Annotated in this window: 16 protein-coding genes; 7 read left to right on the top strand and 9 right to left on the bottom strand. The window is 65.8% G+C overall.

Features of this window, described 5'->3' with window-relative positions:
• Window positions 1–19: 19 nt before the first annotated feature.
• From AC3FNH_RS17635 to AC3FNH_RS17610, 6 genes are all read right to left on the bottom strand, one after another.
• The gene (locus AC3FNH_RS17635) at window positions 20–1,942 is read right to left on the bottom strand and encodes a PrkA family serine protein kinase (protein WP_276103116.1); all 1,923 of its coding nucleotides are present in this window, start codon (window positions 1,940–1,942) and stop codon (window positions 20–22) included.
• Window positions 1,943–2,344: 402 nt separating this feature from the next.
• Window positions 2,345–3,532: an acyl-CoA dehydrogenase family protein gene (locus tag AC3FNH_RS17630; RefSeq protein WP_488720999.1), complete on the bottom strand. Its 1,188-nt coding sequence runs from the start codon at window positions 3,530–3,532 to the stop codon at window positions 2,345–2,347.
• 146 nt (window positions 3,533–3,678) lie between these two features.
• Window positions 3,679–4,458 (bottom strand): enoyl-CoA hydratase/isomerase family protein, encoded by a 780-nt coding sequence (locus tag AC3FNH_RS17625; protein ID WP_488720998.1) that lies wholly within the window; start codon window positions 4,456–4,458, stop codon window positions 3,679–3,681.
• 43 nt (window positions 4,459–4,501) lie between these two features.
• Entirely contained in the window at window positions 4,502–5,485 is a 984-nt protein-coding gene (locus AC3FNH_RS17620) for a Bug family tripartite tricarboxylate transporter substrate binding protein (RefSeq protein ID WP_488720997.1), read from the bottom strand.
• A gap of 40 nt (window positions 5,486–5,525) precedes the next feature.
• Entirely contained in the window at window positions 5,526–7,253 is a 1,728-nt protein-coding gene (locus tag AC3FNH_RS17615; RefSeq protein ID WP_488720996.1) for a long-chain fatty acid--CoA ligase, read from the bottom strand.
• 13 nt (window positions 7,254–7,266) lie between these two features.
• On the bottom strand, window positions 7,267–8,271 hold the full coding sequence (locus AC3FNH_RS17610; protein WP_488720995.1) for a tripartite tricarboxylate transporter substrate binding protein: 1,005 nt from the start codon (window positions 8,269–8,271) through the stop codon (window positions 7,267–7,269).
• A 355-nt stretch (window positions 8,272–8,626) separates the two neighbouring features.
• Here AC3FNH_RS17610 and AC3FNH_RS17605 point away from each other — a divergent pair, with 355 nt between their 5' ends.
• Window positions 8,627–9,778: an AraC family transcriptional regulator gene (locus AC3FNH_RS17605; protein ID WP_488720994.1), complete on the top strand. Its 1,152-nt coding sequence runs from the start codon at window positions 8,627–8,629 to the stop codon at window positions 9,776–9,778.
• An 81-nt stretch (window positions 9,779–9,859) separates the two neighbouring features.
• Here the strand turns inward: AC3FNH_RS17605 and AC3FNH_RS17600 are convergent, their stop codons facing one another.
• Both AC3FNH_RS17600 and AC3FNH_RS17595 read right to left on the bottom strand, forming a co-directional pair.
• On the bottom strand, window positions 9,860–11,095 hold the full coding sequence (locus AC3FNH_RS17600) for a CaiB/BaiF CoA transferase family protein (protein WP_488720993.1): 1,236 nt from the start codon (window positions 11,093–11,095) through the stop codon (window positions 9,860–9,862).
• A gap of 1 nt (window position 11,096) precedes the next feature.
• Window positions 11,097–12,011, bottom strand: a complete 915-nt coding sequence (locus AC3FNH_RS17595; protein WP_488720992.1) for an SDR family NAD(P)-dependent oxidoreductase — start codon at window positions 12,009–12,011, stop codon at window positions 11,097–11,099.
• A gap of 193 nt (window positions 12,012–12,204) precedes the next feature.
• On the opposite strand from AC3FNH_RS17595, the gene AC3FNH_RS17590 reads away from it, so the two are divergent.
• The gene (locus AC3FNH_RS17590) at window positions 12,205–13,107 is read left to right on the top strand and encodes a LysR family transcriptional regulator (RefSeq protein ID WP_488720991.1); all 903 of its coding nucleotides are present in this window, start codon (window positions 12,205–12,207) and stop codon (window positions 13,105–13,107) included.
• A 33-nt stretch (window positions 13,108–13,140) separates the two neighbouring features.
• Here the strand turns inward: AC3FNH_RS17590 and AC3FNH_RS17585 are convergent, their stop codons facing one another.
• Window positions 13,141–13,626 (bottom strand): DUF2628 domain-containing protein, encoded by a 486-nt coding sequence (locus tag AC3FNH_RS17585; RefSeq protein ID WP_488720990.1) that lies wholly within the window; start codon window positions 13,624–13,626, stop codon window positions 13,141–13,143.
• A 918-nt stretch (window positions 13,627–14,544) separates the two neighbouring features.
• Here AC3FNH_RS17585 and AC3FNH_RS17580 point away from each other — a divergent pair.
• The 5 genes from AC3FNH_RS17580 to AC3FNH_RS17560 all read left to right on the top strand — a co-directional run bounded on the left by AC3FNH_RS17580 (window position 14,545) and on the right by AC3FNH_RS17560 (window position 20,137).
• The gene (locus AC3FNH_RS17580; RefSeq protein WP_488720989.1) at window positions 14,545–15,714 is read left to right on the top strand and encodes an acyl-CoA dehydrogenase family protein; all 1,170 of its coding nucleotides are present in this window, start codon (window positions 14,545–14,547) and stop codon (window positions 15,712–15,714) included.
• Window positions 15,715–15,722: 8 nt separating this feature from the next.
• Window positions 15,723–16,922, top strand: a complete 1,200-nt coding sequence (locus tag AC3FNH_RS17575; RefSeq protein WP_276103103.1) for a CaiB/BaiF CoA transferase family protein — start codon at window positions 15,723–15,725, stop codon at window positions 16,920–16,922.
• 103 nt (window positions 16,923–17,025) lie between these two features.
• Window positions 17,026–18,408 carry an MmgE/PrpD family protein gene (locus tag AC3FNH_RS17570; protein WP_488720988.1) on the top strand — a complete coding sequence of 461 codons (1,383 nt, stop codon included), beginning with the start codon at window positions 17,026–17,028 and terminating at the stop codon, window positions 18,406–18,408.
• 11 nt (window positions 18,409–18,419) lie between these two features.
• Window positions 18,420–19,256 (top strand): HpcH/HpaI aldolase/citrate lyase family protein, encoded by an 837-nt coding sequence (locus AC3FNH_RS17565; protein ID WP_488720987.1) that lies wholly within the window; start codon window positions 18,420–18,422, stop codon window positions 19,254–19,256.
• 17 nt (window positions 19,257–19,273) lie between these two features.
• Window positions 19,274–20,137, top strand: coding sequence for an HTD2 family dehydratase (locus AC3FNH_RS17560; protein WP_488720986.1), 864 nt, complete (start codon window positions 19,274–19,276; stop codon window positions 20,135–20,137).
• The last annotated feature ends 294 nt before the right edge of the window (window positions 20,138–20,431 follow it).

The raw sequence follows: 20,431 nt of genomic DNA, 5'->3' as shown, positions 1-20,431 counted from the left end.
AGGCCTGGTTCAGGCGCCGTTACGATGATTTTCTTACGCGCAGATACCACTCCACCAAAAGTCGGACTTGCTTCGGCGTATACCCCTTCTCAGTCATGCGGTTGACGAAGTTCTCGTGCTTCTCCTGGTCTTCGCGCGAAGACTTGGCATTGAACGAGATGACCGGCAGGAGATCCTCGGTGGTGGAGAACATGCGCTTCTCGATCACCATCCTGAGCTTCTCGTAGCTGGTCCAGACCGGGTTCTTGCCACCGTTGTTGGCCCTGGCGCGCAGCACGAAGTTGACGATCTCGTTGCGGAAGTCCTTCGGGTTCGAGATGCCCGCGGGCTTCTCGACCTTCTCGAGCTCGTCGTTCAGCGCATTGCGGTCAAGGATTTCACCGGTGTTCGGATCACGGTACTCCTGGTCCTGGATCCACAGGTCGGCGAACACCACGTAACGGTCGAAGATGTTCTGCCCGTACTCGGAATACGATTCCAGGTACGCCGTCTGGATTTCCTTGCCGATGAACTCCACATACGGCGTGGTCAGGTACTCCTTGATGTACGACAGCAGCTTCGCTTCCTGTTCCGGCGGGAACTGCTCGCGCTCGATCTGCTGTTCGAGCACGTACAGCAGGTGGACCGGGTTGGCCGCGACTTCGGTGTTGTCGAAGTTGAACACCTTGGACAGGACCTTGAACGCGAAGCGCGTCGACAGGCCATTCATGCCCTCGTCCACGCCGGCGTAGTCGCGATACTCCTGGTACGACTTCGCCTTCGGATCGACGTCCTTCAGGCTCTCGCCGTCATAGACGCGCATCTTCGAGAAGATGTTCGAGTTCTCGGGCTCCTTGATGCGCGTGAGCACCGCGAACTGCGCCATCATCTTCAGCGTGCTGGGCGCATTGGGCGCCGCCGACAGCGAACTGCTGCGCAGCAGCTTGTCGTAGATCTTCACCTCTTCCGACACCCGCAGGCAATACGGCACCTTGACGATGTAGATACGGTCGAGGAAAGCCTCGTTGTTCTTGTCCTGCTTGAAGGTCTGCCACTCGGCCTCGTTCGAGTGCGCCAGGATGATGCCATCGAACGGAATCGCGCCGAAGCCTTCGGTGCCCTTGTAGTTGCCTTCCTGCGTAGCGGTCAGCATCGGGTGCAGGACCTTGATCGGCGCCTTGAACATCTCGACGAACTCGAGCAGGCCACGGTTGGCCAGGCACAGGCCGCCGGAATAGGAGTAGGCGTCAGGATCGTCCTGCGGGAAATCCTCCAGCTTGCGGATATCCACCTTGCCGACGAGCGAGGAGATGTCCTGGTTGTTTTCGTCGCCCGGTTCGGTCTTGGAGATCGCGATCTGCGACAGCACTGACGGGCGCAGCTTGACCACGCGGAACTGGGTGATGTCGCCATTGAACTCGTGCAGGCGCTTCACCGCCCACGGCGATGCAATGGTGCTCAGGTACCGGATCGGGATGCCATAGTCCTCTTCCAGAATCCTGCCGTCTTCCTCCGGCGAGAAAAGACCGAGCGGCGATTCATGGATAGGCGAGCCCTTCAGCGCATAGATCGGAACCTGCTCCATCAATGACTTCAGCTTCTCTGCCAGCGAGGACTTGCCGCCGCCGGGAGGCCCGAGCAGATACAGGATCTGCTTGCGTTCTTCCAGCCCCTGGGCCGCATGCTTGAAGAAGGCAACGATCTGCTCGATCGTGTCCTCCATGCCGTAGAAGTCGCGGAACGCCGGATAAACCCGGATCACCTTGTTGAAGAACAACCGGGACAGGCGCGGATCATGGTGGGTATCCACCAACTCCGGCTGACCGATCGCCGCGAGCATGCGCTCAGCCGCAGTCGCATAGGCAGTCGGATCCTTCTTGCAGATCTCCAGGTACTCCTGGATGCTGTATTCCTCTTCCTTGCGAGCTTCGAAACGCGTGGCGTAATGGCCGAAAATGTCCATACCTCACTCCCGTCAGAGTCCCCGTCCGAGGCGAAGGCACTGCTACTCCCCTGAGACTTCGCGCCAGCTTTCGCGGTGCACCACCCCGGCTTGGCGACCTGGTCATGTTGCGAAGTCTTTACTTCATCATAGTCAAATAACGGCGATGGTGGAGCTTGAGTTGACGATTCCTATGCAGGTGCGCAACGGCATTTCCGCCCTGCAACCACCACATTTGAACCCCTGCTCCTCCCCGCGCGCGACGGGCCATTGACTATGCTTGTGACACACCTTACACCTTTCCGCCCGAATCTGCACAGCCGGTTTTGTAACGATGAAACAAAAGGGCCGGCGCTTTCGCCGGCCCTTTTGCAAGGTTTTCCGCAACGTGCAGCAGCACACGCCGACGGCTAGTGACAACGCTCAGAGCGTGCGCGCCACCAGCTCTTTCATGATCTCGTTCGAGCCGCCGTAGATCTTGCCGACACGCGCGTTGGCGTACATGCGCGCGATCGGGTATTCGAGCATGTAGCCGTAGCCGCCGTGCAACTGCAGGCACTCGTCGATGATCTCGCAGTTGCGCTGCGTGCACCACCACTTGGCCATCGCCGCGGTCGCGGCGTCGAGCTTGCCCGCCATCAGCCGCGTCATGCAGTCGTTCACGAAGGTCGCCGCAATGGTCGCGTTGGTCTTGCACTCGGCCAGCTTGAAGCGCGTGTTCTGCAGGTCGAGCAGCGGCTGGCCGAACACCTTGCGCTCGCGCACGTACTCGGTCGTCAGCTCGATAGCGCGCTGCATGCTCGCCACGGAGCCCAGGGCGATGATCATCCGCTCCTGCGGCAGCTGCTGCATGAGCTGGTAGAAGCCCTGACCCTCCTGCTCGCCGAGCAGGTTCTCGCACGGCACGCGCACGTCGTCGAAGAACAGCTCGGCGGTATCCTGGCCCTTCTGCCCGATCTTCTCCAGGATGCGGCCACGGCGGAACCCGGGCAGGTCCCGGGTTTCCACCATGATCAGCGATACCCCGCGCGAACCGGCGTCCGGATCGGTCTTGGCGACCAGGCAGACCAGGTCGGCGTGATACCCGTTGGTAATGAAGGTCTTTGCACCGTTGATGCGATAGCACTCACCGTTTTCGGTCTGCTCGCGCACCGCGCGGGTGCGTATCGATTTCAGGTCGGAGCCGGCGCCCGGTTCCGACATGGCGATCGCCGCCACCATTTCGCCGCTGGCCATCAGCGGCAGCCATTTCTCCTTCTGCGCCTGAGTGCCGTAGTTCAGCAAGTAGTGGGCCACGATGCCGCTATGCACGTTGTTGCCCAGGCTCGCGCAGATGCCGCGCGCCATTTCCTGCGTGATCACGGCCTCATGGGCGAAGCTGCCGCCACCGCCGCCGAATTCCTCGGGAATGCTCGCGCACAGCAGGCCGATCTGGCCGGCGCGGCGCCAGACGTCGCGGTCGACGTAGCCCTGTTCGGCCCAGCGCGACTCATTCGGCGCCAGCTCGCGCTCGACAAAGCGCCGCACCGTATCCCGGAACAGGATCAGGTCTTCGGTCATCCAGGGTGCCTCGGTGGAGGTGGAGGCGGCGTTCAGTTCGGGAGATCCCATGATGTGTATCGACTTCGAATTGCAAAGGGGAAGAAAGGCAACCGGCCATGCCTATATAGATAGGCGGATTGCCCGTTGAAGACAGGCAAGGCCTGTCCTCAGGCATGTGGCACTGCAGCATGCAAGGGCGGATGCTCCGGCGGTGCTCAGTCCGGCCAGCGATAGCGCGGCGCTTGCTTGGACAGGAAGCGGCTGGCGGCCTCCTGGCGGTATTCCGTCGCAAAGGCAATGCCCTGGCCGTCCGCTTCCATGGCCAGCATGCTGTGCAGGTCCTGGTTCAGCGAGGCATTGAGCGCCTTCTTGGTCAGGGCCACTGCCACCGGCGATGCCTCGGTGAATGCGCGCGCCATCGATCGCGCGCGCTCCTGCAGGCTGGCGGCCGGCACGATCTCCATGACGATGCCCTGCTCCTGAGCGGCCTCGGCATTGAGTTCGCGCATCGAGAACATCAGCGCCTTCGCACGCTGGAGCCCGATCATGCGCGGCAATGTGTAGAACGCGCCACAATCCGGGATCAGACCCAGGCGCAGGAACGGCAGCGCGAAGCGGGCCCGCGGCGTGGCCAGGATGATGTCGGCGGTCAGCGCCAGGCTGAAGCCGGCGCCAAATGCGGCACCGTCCACGGCGGCGATCACCGGAATCTCGAGTTGAATCAGGGCCTCCAGCCACGGATGGATGTTGCCCAGCCGCTGGCGGCCCTGCGCCGCACTGATCTCGCCCTGCATGGAACTGATATCGCCGCCCGAGCAAAAGTCGGCACCGGCACCGGTCAGGATCAGCGCGCGCACGCTGGTGTCGTGACGCAGCTGGTGAATCACATCGCCGATCTCGCGGCGCATGACGCCATTGAGCGCATTCTTGCGCGCCGGGTAATCCAGCGTGAGGGTGGCAATGCCATCTTCCACGGCATAGCGAATCGTTTCCATTGATGACTCCAGGTAATGCTGAGCTTCGGGGCCTGTGCGGCCATCAGTCCAGCTGGATATGCGCGTCGCGCACGATCTTGGCCCACTTCGGCATATCGCCCGAGACCACCGCCGCCAGTTCCTGCGGTGCGGAACCAACCGGCTGCAGCCCCATGCCGGCCAGCTTCTGGCTGATTTCGGGCAGCTTGACGATGCGCGTGACCTCGGTCGCCAGGCGCGCAGTCACGTCCTTCGGCGTATTGGCGGGCAGGAACAGCGCGAACCAGCCGCTCGGCTCGAAGCCCTGCAGGCCCTGCTCGGCAAACGTCGGCACGTTCGGAATCGCCTTGTAGCGCTGGGTGCCGGTAATGCCCAGGATCTTGAATTTGCCGCTGCTCAGATACGGATACGCCGAGGTCACATCGACAAAGGCCGAATCCACCTGGCCGCCGAGCAGGTCGTTGACGAGCGGCGCGGCCCCTTTGTAGGGGATGTGCGCCAGGTCGATGCCGGCCTGCTGCCTGAACAGCTCCCCGTGCAGGTGCGACGAGGTGCCGTTGCCGTACGAGCCGTAGCTGAGCTTGCCCGCCTTGGCCAGTGCGATGAATTCACGCAGGGTATTGGCCGGCACGCGGTTGGGCACCACGAACAGGTCGGACGATTTGGCGATCAGCGAAACCGGCGTGAAATCCTTGTTCACGTCATAGGGTGTGCGCTTGTACAGGCTCGGCGACTGGATCAGCGCGGTGATCGCCAGCAGCACCGTGTAGCCGTCCGGGGCCGCCTTGGCAACGATGTCGTTGCCCAGCATGCCGCTGGCGCCCGGCTTGTTGTCGACCACGACCGCCTGACCCCAGGCCTCGGCCAGCCGCTGGCCGATCATGCGGCCCACGGTGTCGGTGCCGCCACCGGCCGGATACGGCACCACCATCCGGATCGGCTTGTTGGGGTAGTTGGGCTGGGCCAGTACCTGGCCCATGCTGCCCAGCATGGCGGCGCCCGCCAGGGTGCCGGCCTGTGCCAGCCAGGTTCGTCTGCTGTTGTGCATGATGCGGTCTCTCTCCAAAACTCTGTCCGGGTTGCGGGCCTTACCGGCGGTCCGCATTGGCTGGCGCCGGTGCGGCCGGCCGCATGGCGTCTTCCTGCAGCGCGCGCCACTGGATCTTGCCGGTGGCCGACTTGGGCAGCGCTTCGACGAATTCCACGATGCGCGGCACCTTGTAGGCAGCCAGGCGCTCGCGGCACCAGGCCATGATGCGTTCCGGCTCGGCCTCGGGCGTGCCGCGCGACTCGGGGCGCAGCGCCACCACGGCCTTGACCGTTTCGCCGCGAATGTCGTCGCGCGCCGCGATCACGCAGGCCTCGTGGATGGCCGGGTGGCCGTAGAGCAGGTTCTCCACCTCGGCCGGCCAGACCTTGAAACCGGACGCATTGATCATGCGCTTGAGCCGGTCACGCATGAAGAAGTAGCCCTCTTCATCCATGAAGCCGAGATCGCCGGTGCGCAGGAAGCGCTTGCCGTCGATCTCGATGAACGACTCCGCGTTGGCCTGCGGGTTGTTCCAGTAGCCCTGCATCAGCTGGGCGCCGTGGGCGACGATCTCGCCGATCTCGCCTTGCGGCAGCTCGGCCAGCGTTTCGGGATCCACCACGCGTGCGTCCACGCCGAAGGTGGCGATGCCCAGGCATTCGCGCTTGGGCTTCTGGCGCGGGTTGGACAGCAGGAACGACGCGGTCTCGGTCATGCCGTAGGCCTCGACGTAGGGCAGGCCGAAGCGCTCCTGCAGCATGTTGGCCACCGCATCCGGCATGGCGGCACCGCCGCCTCCCAGGAAGGCCAGGCTGGACAGGTCGCGCCGGGCCACGCCGGGCTGGGCGAAGAAGTCGACCAGCATGGCCGGCGGCGCACCCCAGACCGAGACGCGGTAGCGCTCGATCAGGTCGGCCGCCAGTGCGCGGTCCCAGCGCGGCATCAGCACCACGGTCGCGCCCAGGTAGATCGGCGAATGCATGCAGTTCTGCATGCCGAGCAGGTGGAACATCGGCGCCACCGCCAGCACCACTGCTTCCGGCGTACTGCTGCGCCAGACCTGCGAACCCACCGCGGAACTCATCATGGTGCCGTGGGTATGCATGCAGCCCTTCGGGTTGCCCGTGGTGCCCGAGGTGTAGGCCAGCATGCACAGCGTGTCATGGCCGGCCTCGTGCGGACGCGGACGCTGGCCGGCATTGCGCGCGGCATCCCAGTCCGCTGGCATGGCGCCGCCCGGCGCCGCGCGCAGCGCGGGTGCAGGTTCGCGCAGCCAGGACGGCACCTGCAGGCCACCGTCATCGCGCAGCATGCCCGCGTAGTGATGGACGATCACGTTGCGCAGCGCCTTGCCGTGCAGCGGCGCCACGCGCTCGTACAGCTCGCTGCCGCAGAACGCGGCCACGGCGCCGCTGTCCGCGACCACGTGCTCGAGTTCGGCTTCCAGCCACATCGGGTTGGCCGGCACCACCACGCCCTCGGCGCGCAGGATGGCGTAATAGGCCGCGACGTACTGCGGGCAATTCTGGCTGAACAGCACCACCCGGTCCCCAGGCTCGATGGCGCAGGTGTGCTGCAGGTAGCCGGCCATCCGCTCGACCTCGTCCAGCAGCGCCGCGTAGGAAATCGCGGTGCCAAAGTACTGGATCGCCGCCTTGTCGGGATAGCGGCGCGCAGCCACCTCGAGGTTGTAGAACAGGCTGGTGCGCGGCACGTGCAGCGTGGCCGGCAAGCCGGCGGGCCAGGCGGGGGAACGGTAAGGCTGGGTGGTACTGGCGGACTTCATGTCAGGCAAGGGCTCAGTCAAGACGAATATTGTGGGTACGGATCACCTTGCCCCAGCGCGCATAGTCGGTCTGCACGGTCTGGGCGAAGGCATCGGGCGTGCTGCCGGTCAGGATCACGCCCAGGTCATTCATGCGGGCACGCACGGCCGGATCGGCCAGCACTTTGTTGACGTCGGCGGAGAACTTCTCGACGATCGCCCGCGGCGTGGCGGCCGGCAGCAGCAGGCCGAACCAGCCCATCGAATCCATGCCGGCGATGCCCGCCTCCTTGAACGTGGGCACATCAGGCAATTGCGGAGCGCGCGATGGACCCGTCACGGCCAGCGCGCGCAGGCGCCCCGAGGCGGAGTGCGGCTTGGCCCCCATCACGGAAATCACCGCGGAAGGCACCTGGCCGCCCAGCAGGTCGTTCAGTTCCGGCGCCTCGCCCTTGTAGGAGACGTGGATCATGTCGAGCCTGGCGCTCTCGTTGAAGATCTCGCCGTAGAGATGGCCGCTCGAGCCGGTACCGTACGAGCCGTACGAATACTGCTTCGGCCTGGCGCGTACCAGCGCGACAAACTCCTTCAGGTTCGTGGCCGGCACGGAGCTGTTGATGGCGAACACCAAGTTCGTGGTGCCAAGCTCGGACACCGGGGCGAAATCCTTCACCGGGTCGAACGGAGCCTTGGCGTAGAGGCTCGGCGCCTGCACGAGCGTCGTAATCGTCAGCAGCGCGGTGTAGCCGTCCGGTTCGGCACGGGCCACCACTTCGGAGCCGATCATGCTGCTGGCGCCAGGACGGTTCTCGACGACCACCGGACGCTTCCACGTCTTGCCCAGGCCGTCGGCGATCGCCCGTGCCAGCACGTCGGTCGCGCCACCGGCCGGGTACGGGACCACCAGGCGCACGGTTTTCGACGGAAAGGCCCCTTGCGCCATGGCCGTGCCGGCGCCAAGCAAGCCCGTGACGATACCGCCCAGCGCCAGCGCTCCGGCGCCAAGACGCTGCAATGCACTACGACGATCTGCCTGCATGTGGTTGTCTCCTTTGTGTTTTTCTGGCGAGCCTGACGGGGTTCTGTCCCCGTTTCTATCGCCGTTTCCGTCGCCGGTTCTTCGCCCGGCGATCCGGCCCTGTCCGCGTGCCGGCGGTGGTCCGTTCGGCGCGGACTTTTCCACACCGAAAGAGTGCGCGATGGGGCGTGGTCCGGACAATGACCAGACGACCCAAAATCATTGGCCGAATTGCTCAGATGGAAGCCAGGCTTTGGCAAATCCCGATTGTGCGGTGCCATCCGGCCGCGATAAGGTCTGACCCGGGCCGACATGCCGCCATGCCGCCATTGCCAGGGGCAACGTCCAGCGCGGTCCCAGAACGACGAGGAGACTCATGCACATCGTTGCCACGCCCGCTCACCGGCATCCCGTGCCGGGCATGCCACGCAGCATCGCCGCGCCGGGTCCGGTGCTGGCCGGCACTGTCATGGAAGCGCCGGCCGCGTCACCCGCGCCGGCCCGCCATACCATCGCCATTCACCACGTCCAGCAGATCCTGCTCGGCGTACGCCGGCTCGGGTGCAACATCGAGGCATTGCTGCGCCGTGCAGCGATATCTCCCGCACTGCTGGCGTCGCCCTCCGCGCGGGTCACCCAGGACCAGTACGCCGCGCTGATCCGCACGCTGCGCCGCGTCACGCGCGACGAACTGTGGGGCCTGTTGAGCCGCCCTGTGCCGCCAGGCGTGTTCGCCCAGGCCGCCAGTGCGATGATCCACTGCGCGACGCTGGACGAGGCGATCCAGGCCGGGCTGCGGCATTACCGGCTGCACATTGGCGACTTCACCCCTCGGCTGCAGCGCAGCGCCGATGGCAGGACCGTTTCCGTGCGCCTGCACCCGCATGCGCCGGCATCGCCGTGCCAGGTCTTCGCCGAGTCGACCTTCGTGTTCCACGCGTATGGCCTGATCAACTGGCTGGTGGCGCGGCGCGTGCCGCTGTCGCACGTCGACCTGAGCGCGGGGCCACCCAGCGGGCAGACCGACACCGAGCGCATCTTCAATACGACCGTCCGATACGGGCAGTCCTGCACGGCGCTGCACTTCGACGCCGCGTGGCTGCGGCTGCCGGTGATGCAGGACGCCACTGGCCTGGATGAGTTCCTGCGCGAAGCCCCGCACAAGCTGCTGGTGCGCTACCGCGACGACAGCTGCCTGGCCGAACGCATCCGGCTCCACCTGCGCTCGCACCTGGACGACGAGCTTCCTTCGCTGGAGCAGATGGCGCAGATGCTGCGCCTCACGCCGCAAACCCTGCGCCGCCGCCTGCGCGACGAAGGACGCGGCTACCAGAACATCAAGGACAGCCTGCGGCGCGACGTCGCGATCGGCATGCTCGAGCACTCGGGCCTTACGCTCCAGCAGGTGGCGCTGCGGCTCGGCTTTTCGGAGCCAAGTACCTTCCATCGCGCGTTCAAGAAATGGACCGGCGTGGCGCCGGGAGAATACCGGCAGCGCGGCCTGCAACTCGCGAGCGCCGAGCGCTGATATCGGGAATGAAAATAGCCGGCGATGACAAGATCATCGCCGGCTTTGCTGTCGGTGCTGCCGGATTTCGCAGCCCCGCGCTCAGACCACACCCTGCTCCCGCAGCGCAGCAATCCGCTCCGCGGACAAGCCCAGCACCTCGGCCAGGATCCGCTCAGTATGTTCACCAAGACGCGGCGGCGGCACGTCGTACTGCACGGGTGTAGCCGAAAGCCGCAGCGGGCTCTTGACGGTCGGGCAAATGGCACCGTCCTTGCGCACCAGGTCGACCTGCAGTTCGCGATGGCGGACCTGGGGGTCTTCCAGCACCTGCGCGTAGTCGTTGATCGGCCCGCAAGGAATGCCCTGCGCTTCCAGCGCCGCCACCCAGTGCGCAGTGCCGCGGGTGCGCATATGGTCCTCGAGCATCGGCACCAGCACCTCGCGGTGGATGATGCGGCCCGGGCCGGTGGCAAAGCGCTCGTCGGCGGCGAGGTCGGGACGCTCGATGCCGCGGCAGTAGGCCTGCCACTGGCCGTCATTGCCTGCCGCGACGATCATGTAGCCGTCCGCGGTAGCGAAGACGTGGTACGGCACCATGTTCGCGTGCGCATTGCCGAAGCGCGGCATGGCCTCGCCGGTGATGCGCTGGGCGATGATCGGCGTCGCGCCCACCGCCACCACGGCATCGAGCAATGCCATGTCGATATGCTGGCCCTCGCCGGTGCGCTCGGCATGCCGCAGCGCAGCGAGCACGGCCACGGTCGCATACATGCCCGTCAGCATGTCCACCACCGCCACGCCGACCTTCTGCGGGCCGCCGCCAGGCAGGTCGTCGCGCTCGCCGGTCACGCTCATCAACCCGCCGATACCCTGGAAGATGAAGTCGTAGCCCGGCTTGTGCGCACACGGGCCGGTCTGCCCATAACCCGTGATCGAGCAGTAGACCAGCGCCGGATTGATCGCCTTCAGGCTCTCGTAGTCGAGTCCGTAGCGCTTGAGGTCGCCGACCTTGTAGTTTTCGAGGACGATGTGCGACTTGGCTGCCAGCTCACGCACGACCGTCTGCCCTGCCGGGCTGGCGATATCGAGCGTGAGCGACTGCTTGCCGCGATTGGCGCCGGCAAAGTAGGTGGCATCGCGCGAAGGCTGGCCTTCCGCATCCGGCAGCCAGGGCGGTCCCCAGGAGCGCGTGTCGTCGCCGACGCGGGGACGTTCCACCTTGATGACTTCGGCGCCAAGGTCCGCCAGGTTCTGCGCGCACCACGGCCCCGCCAGGATGCGCGACAGGTCGAGCACGCGGACGCCGGCCAGCGCGCCTTGCATGGCGGCCGCCATCTCAGATCGGATCCCAGCTGATCACGTCGGGCGAGCGCTCGAGCTTGAAGAAGCTGTTGCGCATGGCCGGCATGGCGATCTCGCCGATCGCTTCCGGGGTCCAGCCTTCGCTCATATGCACCGAGCGCACCGGGCGCGGCTGGCTCATCAGGATGATCTCGTTGGCGCGCACCGCGAAGATCTGGCCGTTGACCTCCGCGGCAGCCGGGCTGGCCAGGTAGACCGCCACCGGGCCGATCTTGCCGGCTTCCATCTTCTGCAGCTTGGCCACGCGCGCCTTCTCTTCCGGCGTCTCGGCCGGAATCGAGCTGGTCATGCGGCTCCACGCGAACGGCGCGATGCAGTTCGAGCGCACGTTGAAGCGCTGCATGTCGAGGGCGATCGACTTCGACAGCGCGGCGATGCCAAGCTTGGCCGCCGAGTAATTGGCCTGGCCCAGGTTGCCGATCAGGCCCGAGGTCGACGTCATGTGGACGAAGGCGCCGCCTTCCTGGTCCTTGAAGTAGTTGGCCGCGGCGCGGCTCACGAAGAAGGTGCCGTGCAGGTGCACGTCGATCACCGAACGCCATTCTTCTTCATTCATCTTGAAGAACATGCGGTCGCGCAGGTTGCCGGCGTTGTTGACCACGGCGTCGATGCGGCCGAAGTTGTCGAGCGCGCACTGGACGATGCTGTTGGCGCCGTTCCAGGTCGACACGCTGTCGGTATTGGCCACGGCCTGGCCGCCGGCCGCACGGATCTCGTCGACCACGCGCTGCGCGGGGCCGGCATCGCCGCCTTCGCCGGACATCGAGACGCCAAGGTCGTTGACCACGACCTTGGCGCCGGCGGCTGCCATCGCCAGCGCGATACCGCGCCCGATTCCACCACCAGCGCCCGTCACCAGCGCTACCTTGCCTGCCATCAAACCGCTCATTGCGTTGCTCCTCTGAATGCTTTCCCGGTCACCGGACCGCGTTTCTGGCGACAATAACGGCTTGCCCGCGACGGCCAGGCCACTCGCGGACAATCATGTCCAGATGTTATTGCCACGCGAGATACGATAAATTGGCGACTGAGACATTGGAATTCACGAATCGCAAAAGTGGCCTTTGGCCTGACGGAACCCCATGCATTACGACCTGACCGACCTGCGCCTTTTCCTCAACGTCGGTGAAACGGAGAACCTGACACGCGCGGCGGAACGCAGTTTCCTGTCCCTGCCGGCGGCCAGCACGCGCATCAAGCAACTGGAAGAAGCATTCCAGACCCAGCTGCTGATCCGCCAGGTAAAGGGCGTCAGGCTCACCCCTGCCGGCGACACCCTGCTGCGCCACGCGCGCGAGGTGTTCCGCGAGCTGGAATGCCTGCATTCCGACCTGCGCCCCTACGCCAAGGGCGTCAAGGGCAAGGTCCGCCTGCTGGCCAATACCACTGCCACCAACTCCTTCCTGGCGACCGGGTTGTCCCGCTTTCTAAGTGAAAACCCTGATGTAGATGTGGAGCTGGAGGAGCACTTATCGCAGGAAATCGTCTCCGCGATCAGTGCCGGCGCGGCGGACCTGGGTATCGTGGCGGGCGAAGTCGCGACCCAGGACCTGGATGTGATGCACCTGTGCAGCGATGAACTGATCGTGATTGCGCCGGTGAACCACCCGCTGCCGCAATTCAAACGGCTGCACTTCGCCGACCTGCTGGACACCTGCCGCTTTGTCGGCCTGAACCAGTTCAGCGCGATCCAGTCGTTCCTGGACCGCATCGCCAGCGGCATGGGCAAGCGCATCAGCCTGCGCATCCAGGTCGGCAGTTTCGACGCGGTCTGCCGCATGGTCGAGGCCGGAGCCGGCATCGCCATCGTGCCCAACAGCTGCGCGCGCCGCTACGCCAGCCGCAAGGTGCTGCGCTTTATCTCGCTGGAAGATGAGTGGGCACGCCGCGAGTTGCGCCTGTGCCGCCGCCCGGGCCGCGAACTGCCGCAGTTTGCCGAAACCCTGATCCAGTATCTCGTCGACGCCGCCCGCGAGCCCGTGTAGGGTTGGCAGAGCATCACCGCTCCCCGTGTGGTCCTATGCCACCAGCCCGGCGAGCGGCCGCAGCGACAAGACCATGACCGCGATCAGCAACGCCATGGCTGCCACGCCCGGCCAGCTGGTCTGGCCACAACGCGCCAGGGAGTCGTTGACCAGCTCCGGCGACCAGTGGTATTCGCGCAGCCGTTGAATGGTCGATTCCGCGTGCCACCGGTAAAGCTGGTTGCCATAGAAGCCGAGCAGCAGCGCCATGGCATACAGCAGCGGCCTGGAGAACAGGATCGGCATGCGGATCTGGAACAGGGCATGCAGCACCGGTTCGGCGCAGAGGATGATGGCGTAGACGCCGACCTGCCAATACATGCGGCGGTAGGCCATCCAGAAAGGCCCGAAGAAGAAGGCAGCCCAGTTCCATGCCATGCCGTTGCGCAACGCGGCGAGCTGCCACTTGTTGCGGTAGTACGCGAACCGCGGCCCCACGAACACGGCGAGCGCCGCTTCGTCGCTGATGATTGCTTTCATGCATTGCTCCCCTACGGTGGGCCCCGACGTCGGACCTCTGCCCCAGAGCATAGGCCAGTGCCATCGCGGCAAGCGTGCGGTTGCGCGCAGATGGCGCGATTTACGTGGCAGGCACCAGCGTAAGCAAGCTGGCAGGGCATTGTCCGGCACCGGGACATTGCAGCCATCATTGACTTGAACCGTGCGGCCATGGGCGGCCGGGAAGTCCGTGGCGGTCCAGCCGCGGCGCTGGCGGCCGCTACTCCGGATCCGGCAGGGTGGTTGACGCTGCGCGGCTTTGCCTGGCGGCACGCGAAGTGCCGCCAGGCGCGCCGTCTATGCCCCTCACGGACATCGTCCCATCTCGCCGACATCGGTCGGCCCCTTGCGCCAGGCGGGGACGTGGTCCGTTTTCGCTTCCCTGCCTTTTTGCGAATCGCATGTGACGCCTCCCCGTCGCCACTGCGTCCGCGTCTTCATTGTGACCGACAGGCGATGCCGGATCATCATCAAAATTGGGTATGGCCCGGGGGCAGGGAGCCTGTCGGGCGCCGGATTGGGCGCCGTCCTACAGTGCAACCGGATTCGTCCCGACAGGGCCGGACCGCCGCTCCTTATATCTTGGAGGCATGCGGAAAAGGAAGGAGCATCCATCATGCCGTACATCATTGCGTGGCTTCTTGGCGTCCCGGCTCTCGTGCTGGTCCTGATCTGGCTGTTCATGCACTAAAGCGAAAGCGCGGCTCGCCCATATCTGTGTGGACGCCCGGCTCGCCGGGCGTCTTGCTTTCAGGGCTTTCAGCGCGCCCGGGCGCAGCACCCAAGTGCCGATCCAGGCGGTACCTAAGCCGCACCTAAGCCGCTCTTTCGCAAATCCGAATTTCGGCCTAATGGGCCCTCGGGAATAATGGCCCCATTCAAATCGACCGGGCCTACCCCATGTTTGCAGATCAGGATCAAGACCAGCTTTACCCGGAAATCCGCGAAGCCGTACGCGGCCTTTGCGCGGGTTTCGATTCGGCCTACTGGCAGCGCATAGAGGAACAGAACGGCTTTCCCGAGGAATTCGTGCAGGCACTGACCCAGGCGGGCTGGCTGTCGGCCCTGATTCCCGAGGCCTACGGCGGTTCGGGCCTGTCGCTGACGGCGGCCTCGGTCATCATGGAAGAAATCAACCGCAACGGCGGCAATTCCGGCGCCTGCCACGGACAGATGTACGTGATGGGCTGCCTGCTGCGCCATGGTTCGGACGAGCAGAAGAAGCGCTGGCTGCCGGGCATCGCCTCGGGCGAGCTGCGCATGCAGTCGATGGCCGTGACCGAGCCGACCACCGGCACCGACACCACCAAGCTCAAGACCGCCGCCGTGCGCAAGGGCGACAAGTATGTCGTCAACGGCTCGAAGGTGTGGATCTCGCGCGTGCAGCACTCGGATCTGATGCTGCTGCTGGCGCGCACCACGCCGCTGGACCAGGTCAAGCGCAAGTCCGAAGGCCTGTCCGTATTCGTCGTGGACCTGCGCGAAGCCATTGGCAAGGGCCTGACGGTCCGTCCGATCCGCAACATGGTCAACCACGAGACCAACGAGCTGTTCTTCGACAACCTGGAAGTGCCGGCCGAAAACCTGATCGGCGAAGAGGGCAAGGGCCTGAAGTACATCCTCGACGGCATGAACGCCGAGCGTATCCTGATCGCCGCCGAGTGCATCGGCGATGGCTACTGGTTCGTCGAGCGCGCCAGCAATTACGCGCGCGAGCGCATCGTGTTCGACCGCCCGATCGGCCAGAACCAGGGCATCCAGTTCCCGATCGCGCGTTCCTACGTCAACGTCGAAGCCGCCAGCCTGATGCGCTACAAGGCCGCCGCGCTGTTCGACGCCGGCAAGCCGTGCGGCAAGGAAGCGAATATTTCCAAGCTGCTGGCCGCGGACGCGTCGTGGGAAGCCGCCAACGTCTGCCTGCAGACGCACGGCGGCTTCGGCTTCGCGGCGGAATACGACATCGAGCGCAAGTTCCGCGAAACGCGCCTGTACCAGGTCGCGCCGATCTCCACCAACCTGATCCTGTCCTACGTGGCCGAGCACGTGCTCGAACTGCCGCGTTCGTTCTGAGGCCGCGCATGACTGCATCTACGTCCAACGGTATCCGCCCGCTCGACGGCATCCGCGTGGTCTCGCTGGAACACGCGGTGGCCGCGCCCTTCGCCACCCGCCAGCTCGCCGACCTCGGCGCCCGCGTCATCAAGATCGAACGTCCGGGCGTGGGCGACTTCGCGCGCGGGTATGACCAGTCCGTGCACGGCCAGGCCTCGTACTTCGTCTGGCTCAACCGGGGCAAGGAAAGCCTGACCCTGGACCTGAAGGATGAAGAGGCACAGACCATCCTGCACCGCTTGCTCGCCGATGCCGACGTACTGGTGCAGAACCTCGCCCCTGGCGCCGCCGCCCGCATGGGCCTGGATTTCGACACCCTGCATGGCAAGTACGAGAAGCTGATCGTCTGCGATATCTCGGGCTATGGCGACTCCGGCCCCTATCGCGACAAAAAGGCCTACGACCTGTTGATCCAGGCCGCCGCCGGCCTGGTGGGCCTCACCGGCGGCCCGAACGAGCCGTCGCGCGCCGGCGTCTCGATCGCCGATATCTCGGCCGGCATGTACGCCTACAGCGGCATCCTCTCGGCGCTGTTGCAGCGCGGACGTACCGGCAAGGGCCTGCGCGTGCAGGTGACCATGTTCGAGGCGATGGCCGAGTGGATGAACCAGGTACTCTACTTCGGCCACTACGGCGGCAAGCCACCGGCGCGCGTTGGCGCCTCGCACCCGACCATCGCGCCCTATGGCATTCATCGCACCGCCAATGGCAGCGTGATCTTCAGCGTGCAGAATGAGCGCGAATTCGCCAACTTCTGCGAGATCGTGCTCGGCAATCGCGCGCTGGCGCAGGACGAGCGCTTCTCCAGCAACACCGCGCGCGTGCGCAACCGGCCCGAACTCACCGCGCTGATCGAGGAACGCTTCGCGTCGCTGACGGTGGCGCAGGCCGAAGCGCTGCTGGATGAGGCGCAGATCGCCAATGCCCCGATGAACGATATCGAAGGCGTGTGGAACCATCCGCAGCTGCAGGCGCGCCAGCGCTGGCGCGAAGTCGCCACGCCGGCCGGCCCGATCGACGCGCTGCTGCCGCCCGCCAACCTGTCCGGCGTCGAGCCTGTAATGGGCGACGTGCCGGCGCTTGGCGCGCACAGCCGCCAGATCCTGTCGGAACTGGGCTACGGCGAAGGCGATATCGAAGCACTGGTGAGCAGGAAGACTGTCTGAGGACGTCCGAACGGCGTCCGCTCCCCCTCCTCTCCCGATACCGGGAGAGGACCCATTTCCCGCGAGGCCGCGAACGGCCAAGCCAACCATCTCCGGAGACGGCATGAGCCAACCCGCAGACCAAACCTATCCGACCCGCCAGCTTTGCGAATTCCTGGCCCGCTTCACGCTGGCCGACGTGCCGGCACCCGTGATCGAGCGCACCAAGGACCTGTTCCTCGACTGGATCGCCTCGGCCATCGCCGGCAAGGACGCCCCGGCCGTACGCCGCATCCAGGAGTTCGCCGCGGCCATGGGGCCAACGCAGGGCGCGGCCGAAGTACTCGTGGACCGCCGCCGCACCTCGCCGTACTTCGCGGCACTGATCAACGGCGCTTCGTCGCACGTGGTCGAACAGGACGATGTGCATAACGGCTCGGTGCTGCACCCGGCCGCCGTGGTGTTCCCGGCCGTGGTCGCCGCCGCGCAGGCTGAAGGCAAGACCGGCGCCGACGTGCTGCTGGCCTCCATCGCCGGTTACGAAGCCGGTATCCGCATCGGCGAATTCATGGGCCGGTCGCACTACCGGATCTTCCACACCACCGGCACGGTCGGCACGCTGGCGGCCGCCGCCGCCGTGGCCAAGCTGTACAACCTTGACGCCGAAGGCATCAACCAGGCGCTGGGTTCGGCCGGCACGCAAGCCGCCGGCCTGTGGGAATTCCTGCGCGACGCTGCCGATTCCAAGCAGCTGCATACCGCCAAGGCCGCCGCCGACGGCCTGCAGTCCGCCTGGCTGGCGCGCGCCGGCTTCACCGGCGCCAGGCAGATCCTCGAAGGCGCCCAGGGCATGGCCGCGGGCATGTCTAGCGACGCTAACCCGGCATGCCTGACCGATGGCCTGGGCACGCGCTGGGCCACCGCCGAGACCTCGTTCAAGTTCTTCGCCTCGTGCCGCCACACGCATCCGGCCGCCGACGCGCTCAAGGTGCTGATGCAGCGCGAGGGCGTCACTGCTGGCCAGATCGCCAGCGTCACCACGCATGTGCACCAGGGCGCCATCGACGTGCTCGGCCCCGTGGTCAACCCGACCACCATCCACCAGGCCAAGTTCTCGATGGGCACCGTGCTGGGCCTGGTTGCCGTGCACGGCCACGCCGGCCTGGCCGAGTTCGAGCAGCACGCGCTGCAGGACGGCAAGGTGGCGGACTTCCGCGGCAAGGTGGCGATGGGGCTCGACGACGAAATCAATGCCGCCTACCCGCGCCAGTGGATCGGCCGCGTGACGGTGCGCACCACCGACGGCCGCACGCTGGCCGCGCGCGTGGACGTGCCCAAGGGCGATCCGGACAATACGCTGTCGCGCCCCGAACTCGAAGCCAAGGCGCTGCAGCTCGGTGCCTTCCGCCACGGCGCGACCGAAGCCGAAATGCGCGCCATCATCGCGCGTGTCTGGGCCCTGGAAAATGCGCCGAACGTGAACGACTGGCTGCCGGCCGCTCGCTGAGGCATCCGACCATGTCCACTGCTGTTACCTACCTGTTCGTGCCGGGCGACCGGCCCGAACGTTTCGACAAGGCCGCCGCAGCCAGGCCGGACGTGATGATCCTCGACCTCGAGGATGCCGTGCACCCGGATGCCAAAGCCGCTGCACGCCGGGCCATCGCGGACTGGCTCGCTGCCGGCCCCGTCGCCAATGCTTATGTGCGCATCAACGACAGCGCCGCCCCGGGCTTTGCTGCCGACATGGCGTGGCTGCGCACTCTGCCAAAGGGAACGCCGTTGGCCGGCCTGTTGGTGCCCAAGGCGGAGGATCCGGCGGCGCTGGCAGCCATCGCCGAAGTCCTGCGCGCCATCAACCCGAAGGCCGAACTGATCGCCATCATCGAGACCGCGCTGGGCCTGCACCAGGTCGACGCGGTGGCCACCGCCGCTGGCATTGCGCGGCTGGCGTTCGGCTCGCTCGACTATGCGGTCGATCTCGGCTGCAGCCACACGCGCGACGCACTCGCGCACGCGCGAGCGCGCATCGTGCTCGCATCGCGCGTGGCCGGGCTGCCACCGCCTGTCGACGGCGTTACCACGGCGCTGAAGGACGAGTCCGTACTGGCCGACGATGTCGCCTATGCGCGCGCGCTCGGCTTTGCGGGCAAGCTTTGCATCCACCCGGCCCAGCTCGGTGCGGTCCGCGCCGGCTTCCTGCCCTCGCCCGAACAGCTCGACTGGGCGCGGCGCGTGCTGGAAGCGACCGCCAGCGGCAGCCACGCCGTGCAAGTCGATGGCAAGATGGTGGACCGCCCTGTCATCGAGCTGGCCCGCCGCCTGATCGCGCTGGCGCAACCGTCGGCGCTCTGAACACAAAGGCAGTTGTCATGACCCAGAACTCCCAACTCGAACATCTGCGCACCTGGATCGGACGCAGCGAATCGCGCACCGAGACGCTGACGCCGGAACCCGTGACCGGCCTTGCCGTCACCTTCGACCTGGAACCGGAAGCGGTGGTGCGTGGGCCGCTGCCGCCGCTGTGGCACTGGCTCTACTTCCTGCCGCGCGCGCCGCAGCGGGACATTGGCGCCGACGGCCACCCGGTTCTCGGCGGCTTCATGCCGCCCGTGCCATTGCCGCGCCGCATGTGGGCCGGCAGCGAGCTGTCATTCGAGCGTCCGATCCACGTCGGCGATACGGTGACGCGCACGTCGACCATCAAGGATGTCCAGCATAAATCCGGCCGCACCGGCGAACTTTGGTTTGTGGCGGTCGACCATGAACTGACCGTCGATGGCCAGGTCGCGGTGCGCGAGCGCCACGACATCGTCTACCGTGCCATGCCGGAGGTGGGCAAACCGCAGCCGCCGCGGCCGCGCCTGGAGCACACGGCGCAATGGCAGCGCACCTTGCGCGCCGATCCGGTGATGCTGTTCCGTTACTCCGCGCTGACATTCAATGGCCACCGGATTCACTACGATCGCGATTACACGCGCGACGTCGAGGGCTATCCGGGCCTGGTGGTGCACGGGCCCATGCAGGCCATGCTGATGCTGGACCTGGTGGCGCGGGAGCAGCCGCAGGCGCGCGTGCGACGCTTCGGTTTTCGCGGGCTGGCGCCGCTGTTCGATCAGGACATGATTACCGTTGGCGGCATGGCGGATCCGGCGCAGGCCGGCAAGCTGATCCTCTGGACCGGGGATGATGCTGGTGGTCAGGCTATGCAGGGATGGGCTGAGGTCGAGGGCTGATTGCAGGAAGACGTCTGGCCCGTCCGCGGCTTTTGCGCGGGAGCGGCCGAAGCGTTTGAGGAACGGCAAGTCTTTGGGCTTGCCGTTTTTTGCTTGGGGTTGGGGGGAGTGGCGGGAGGGGGGCTCGTCGTGCTTGGCATGCGCTGCTGTTTCGCCGGCGTAGCCGGCGAGTCACTTTTGTCTCCCGACAAAAGTAACCAAAACCGCGTTTTCGTGGCTGTCGAAGGGCCTGAGGTGGTGAAGACGGTACAGGGCATAGCCAGACTGCCTGCCGCGTAGATGATCAGGATAGAC

The organism is Cupriavidus sp. 22TCCZM01-5, assembly GCF_057798915.1.
The sequence above is the reverse complement of the archived record's forward strand: the minus strand, read 5'-3'. Positions and strand labels throughout refer to the sequence as shown.

What these genes read in the sequence shown, in the direction of transcription:
- AC3FNH_RS17580 (WP_488720989.1), top strand. Translation starts at nt 14,545, where the DNA reads ATGTTTGCAGATCAGGATCAAGACCAGCTTTACCCGGAAATCCGCGAA.
- AC3FNH_RS17570 (WP_488720988.1), top strand. Translation starts at nt 17,026, where the DNA reads ATGAGCCAACCCGCAGACCAAACCTATCCGACCCGCCAGCTTTGCGAA.
- AC3FNH_RS17635 (WP_276103116.1), bottom strand. Translation starts at nt 1,942, where the DNA reads ATGGACATTTTCGGCCATTACGCCACGCGTTTCGAAGCTCGCAAGGAA.
- AC3FNH_RS17610 (WP_488720995.1), bottom strand. Translation starts at nt 8,271, where the DNA reads ATGCAGGCAGATCGTCGTAGTGCATTGCAGCGTCTTGGCGCCGGAGCG.
- AC3FNH_RS17560 (WP_488720986.1), top strand. Translation starts at nt 19,274, where the DNA reads ATGACCCAGAACTCCCAACTCGAACATCTGCGCACCTGGATCGGACGC.
- AC3FNH_RS17595 (WP_488720992.1), bottom strand. Translation starts at nt 12,011, where the DNA reads ATGAGCGGTTTGATGGCAGGCAAGGTAGCGCTGGTGACGGGCGCTGGT.
- AC3FNH_RS17585 (WP_488720990.1), bottom strand. Translation starts at nt 13,626, where the DNA reads ATGAAAGCAATCATCAGCGACGAAGCGGCGCTCGCCGTGTTCGTGGGG.
- AC3FNH_RS17605 (WP_488720994.1), top strand. Translation starts at nt 8,627, where the DNA reads ATGCACATCGTTGCCACGCCCGCTCACCGGCATCCCGTGCCGGGCATG.
- AC3FNH_RS17625 (WP_488720998.1), bottom strand. Translation starts at nt 4,458, where the DNA reads ATGGAAACGATTCGCTATGCCGTGGAAGATGGCATTGCCACCCTCACG.
- AC3FNH_RS17590 (WP_488720991.1), top strand. Translation starts at nt 12,205, where the DNA reads ATGCATTACGACCTGACCGACCTGCGCCTTTTCCTCAACGTCGGTGAA.
- AC3FNH_RS17620 (WP_488720997.1), bottom strand. Translation starts at nt 5,485, where the DNA reads ATGCACAACAGCAGACGAACCTGGCTGGCACAGGCCGGCACCCTGGCG.
- AC3FNH_RS17615 (WP_488720996.1), bottom strand. Translation starts at nt 7,253, where the DNA reads ATGAAGTCCGCCAGTACCACCCAGCCTTACCGTTCCCCCGCCTGGCCC.
- AC3FNH_RS17630 (WP_488720999.1), bottom strand. Translation starts at nt 3,532, where the DNA reads ATGGGATCTCCCGAACTGAACGCCGCCTCCACCTCCACCGAGGCACCC.
- AC3FNH_RS17565 (WP_488720987.1), top strand. Translation starts at nt 18,420, where the DNA reads ATGTCCACTGCTGTTACCTACCTGTTCGTGCCGGGCGACCGGCCCGAA.
- AC3FNH_RS17600 (WP_488720993.1), bottom strand. Translation starts at nt 11,095, where the DNA reads ATGGCGGCCGCCATGCAAGGCGCGCTGGCCGGCGTCCGCGTGCTCGAC.
- AC3FNH_RS17575 (WP_276103103.1), top strand. Translation starts at nt 15,723, where the DNA reads ATGACTGCATCTACGTCCAACGGTATCCGCCCGCTCGACGGCATCCGC.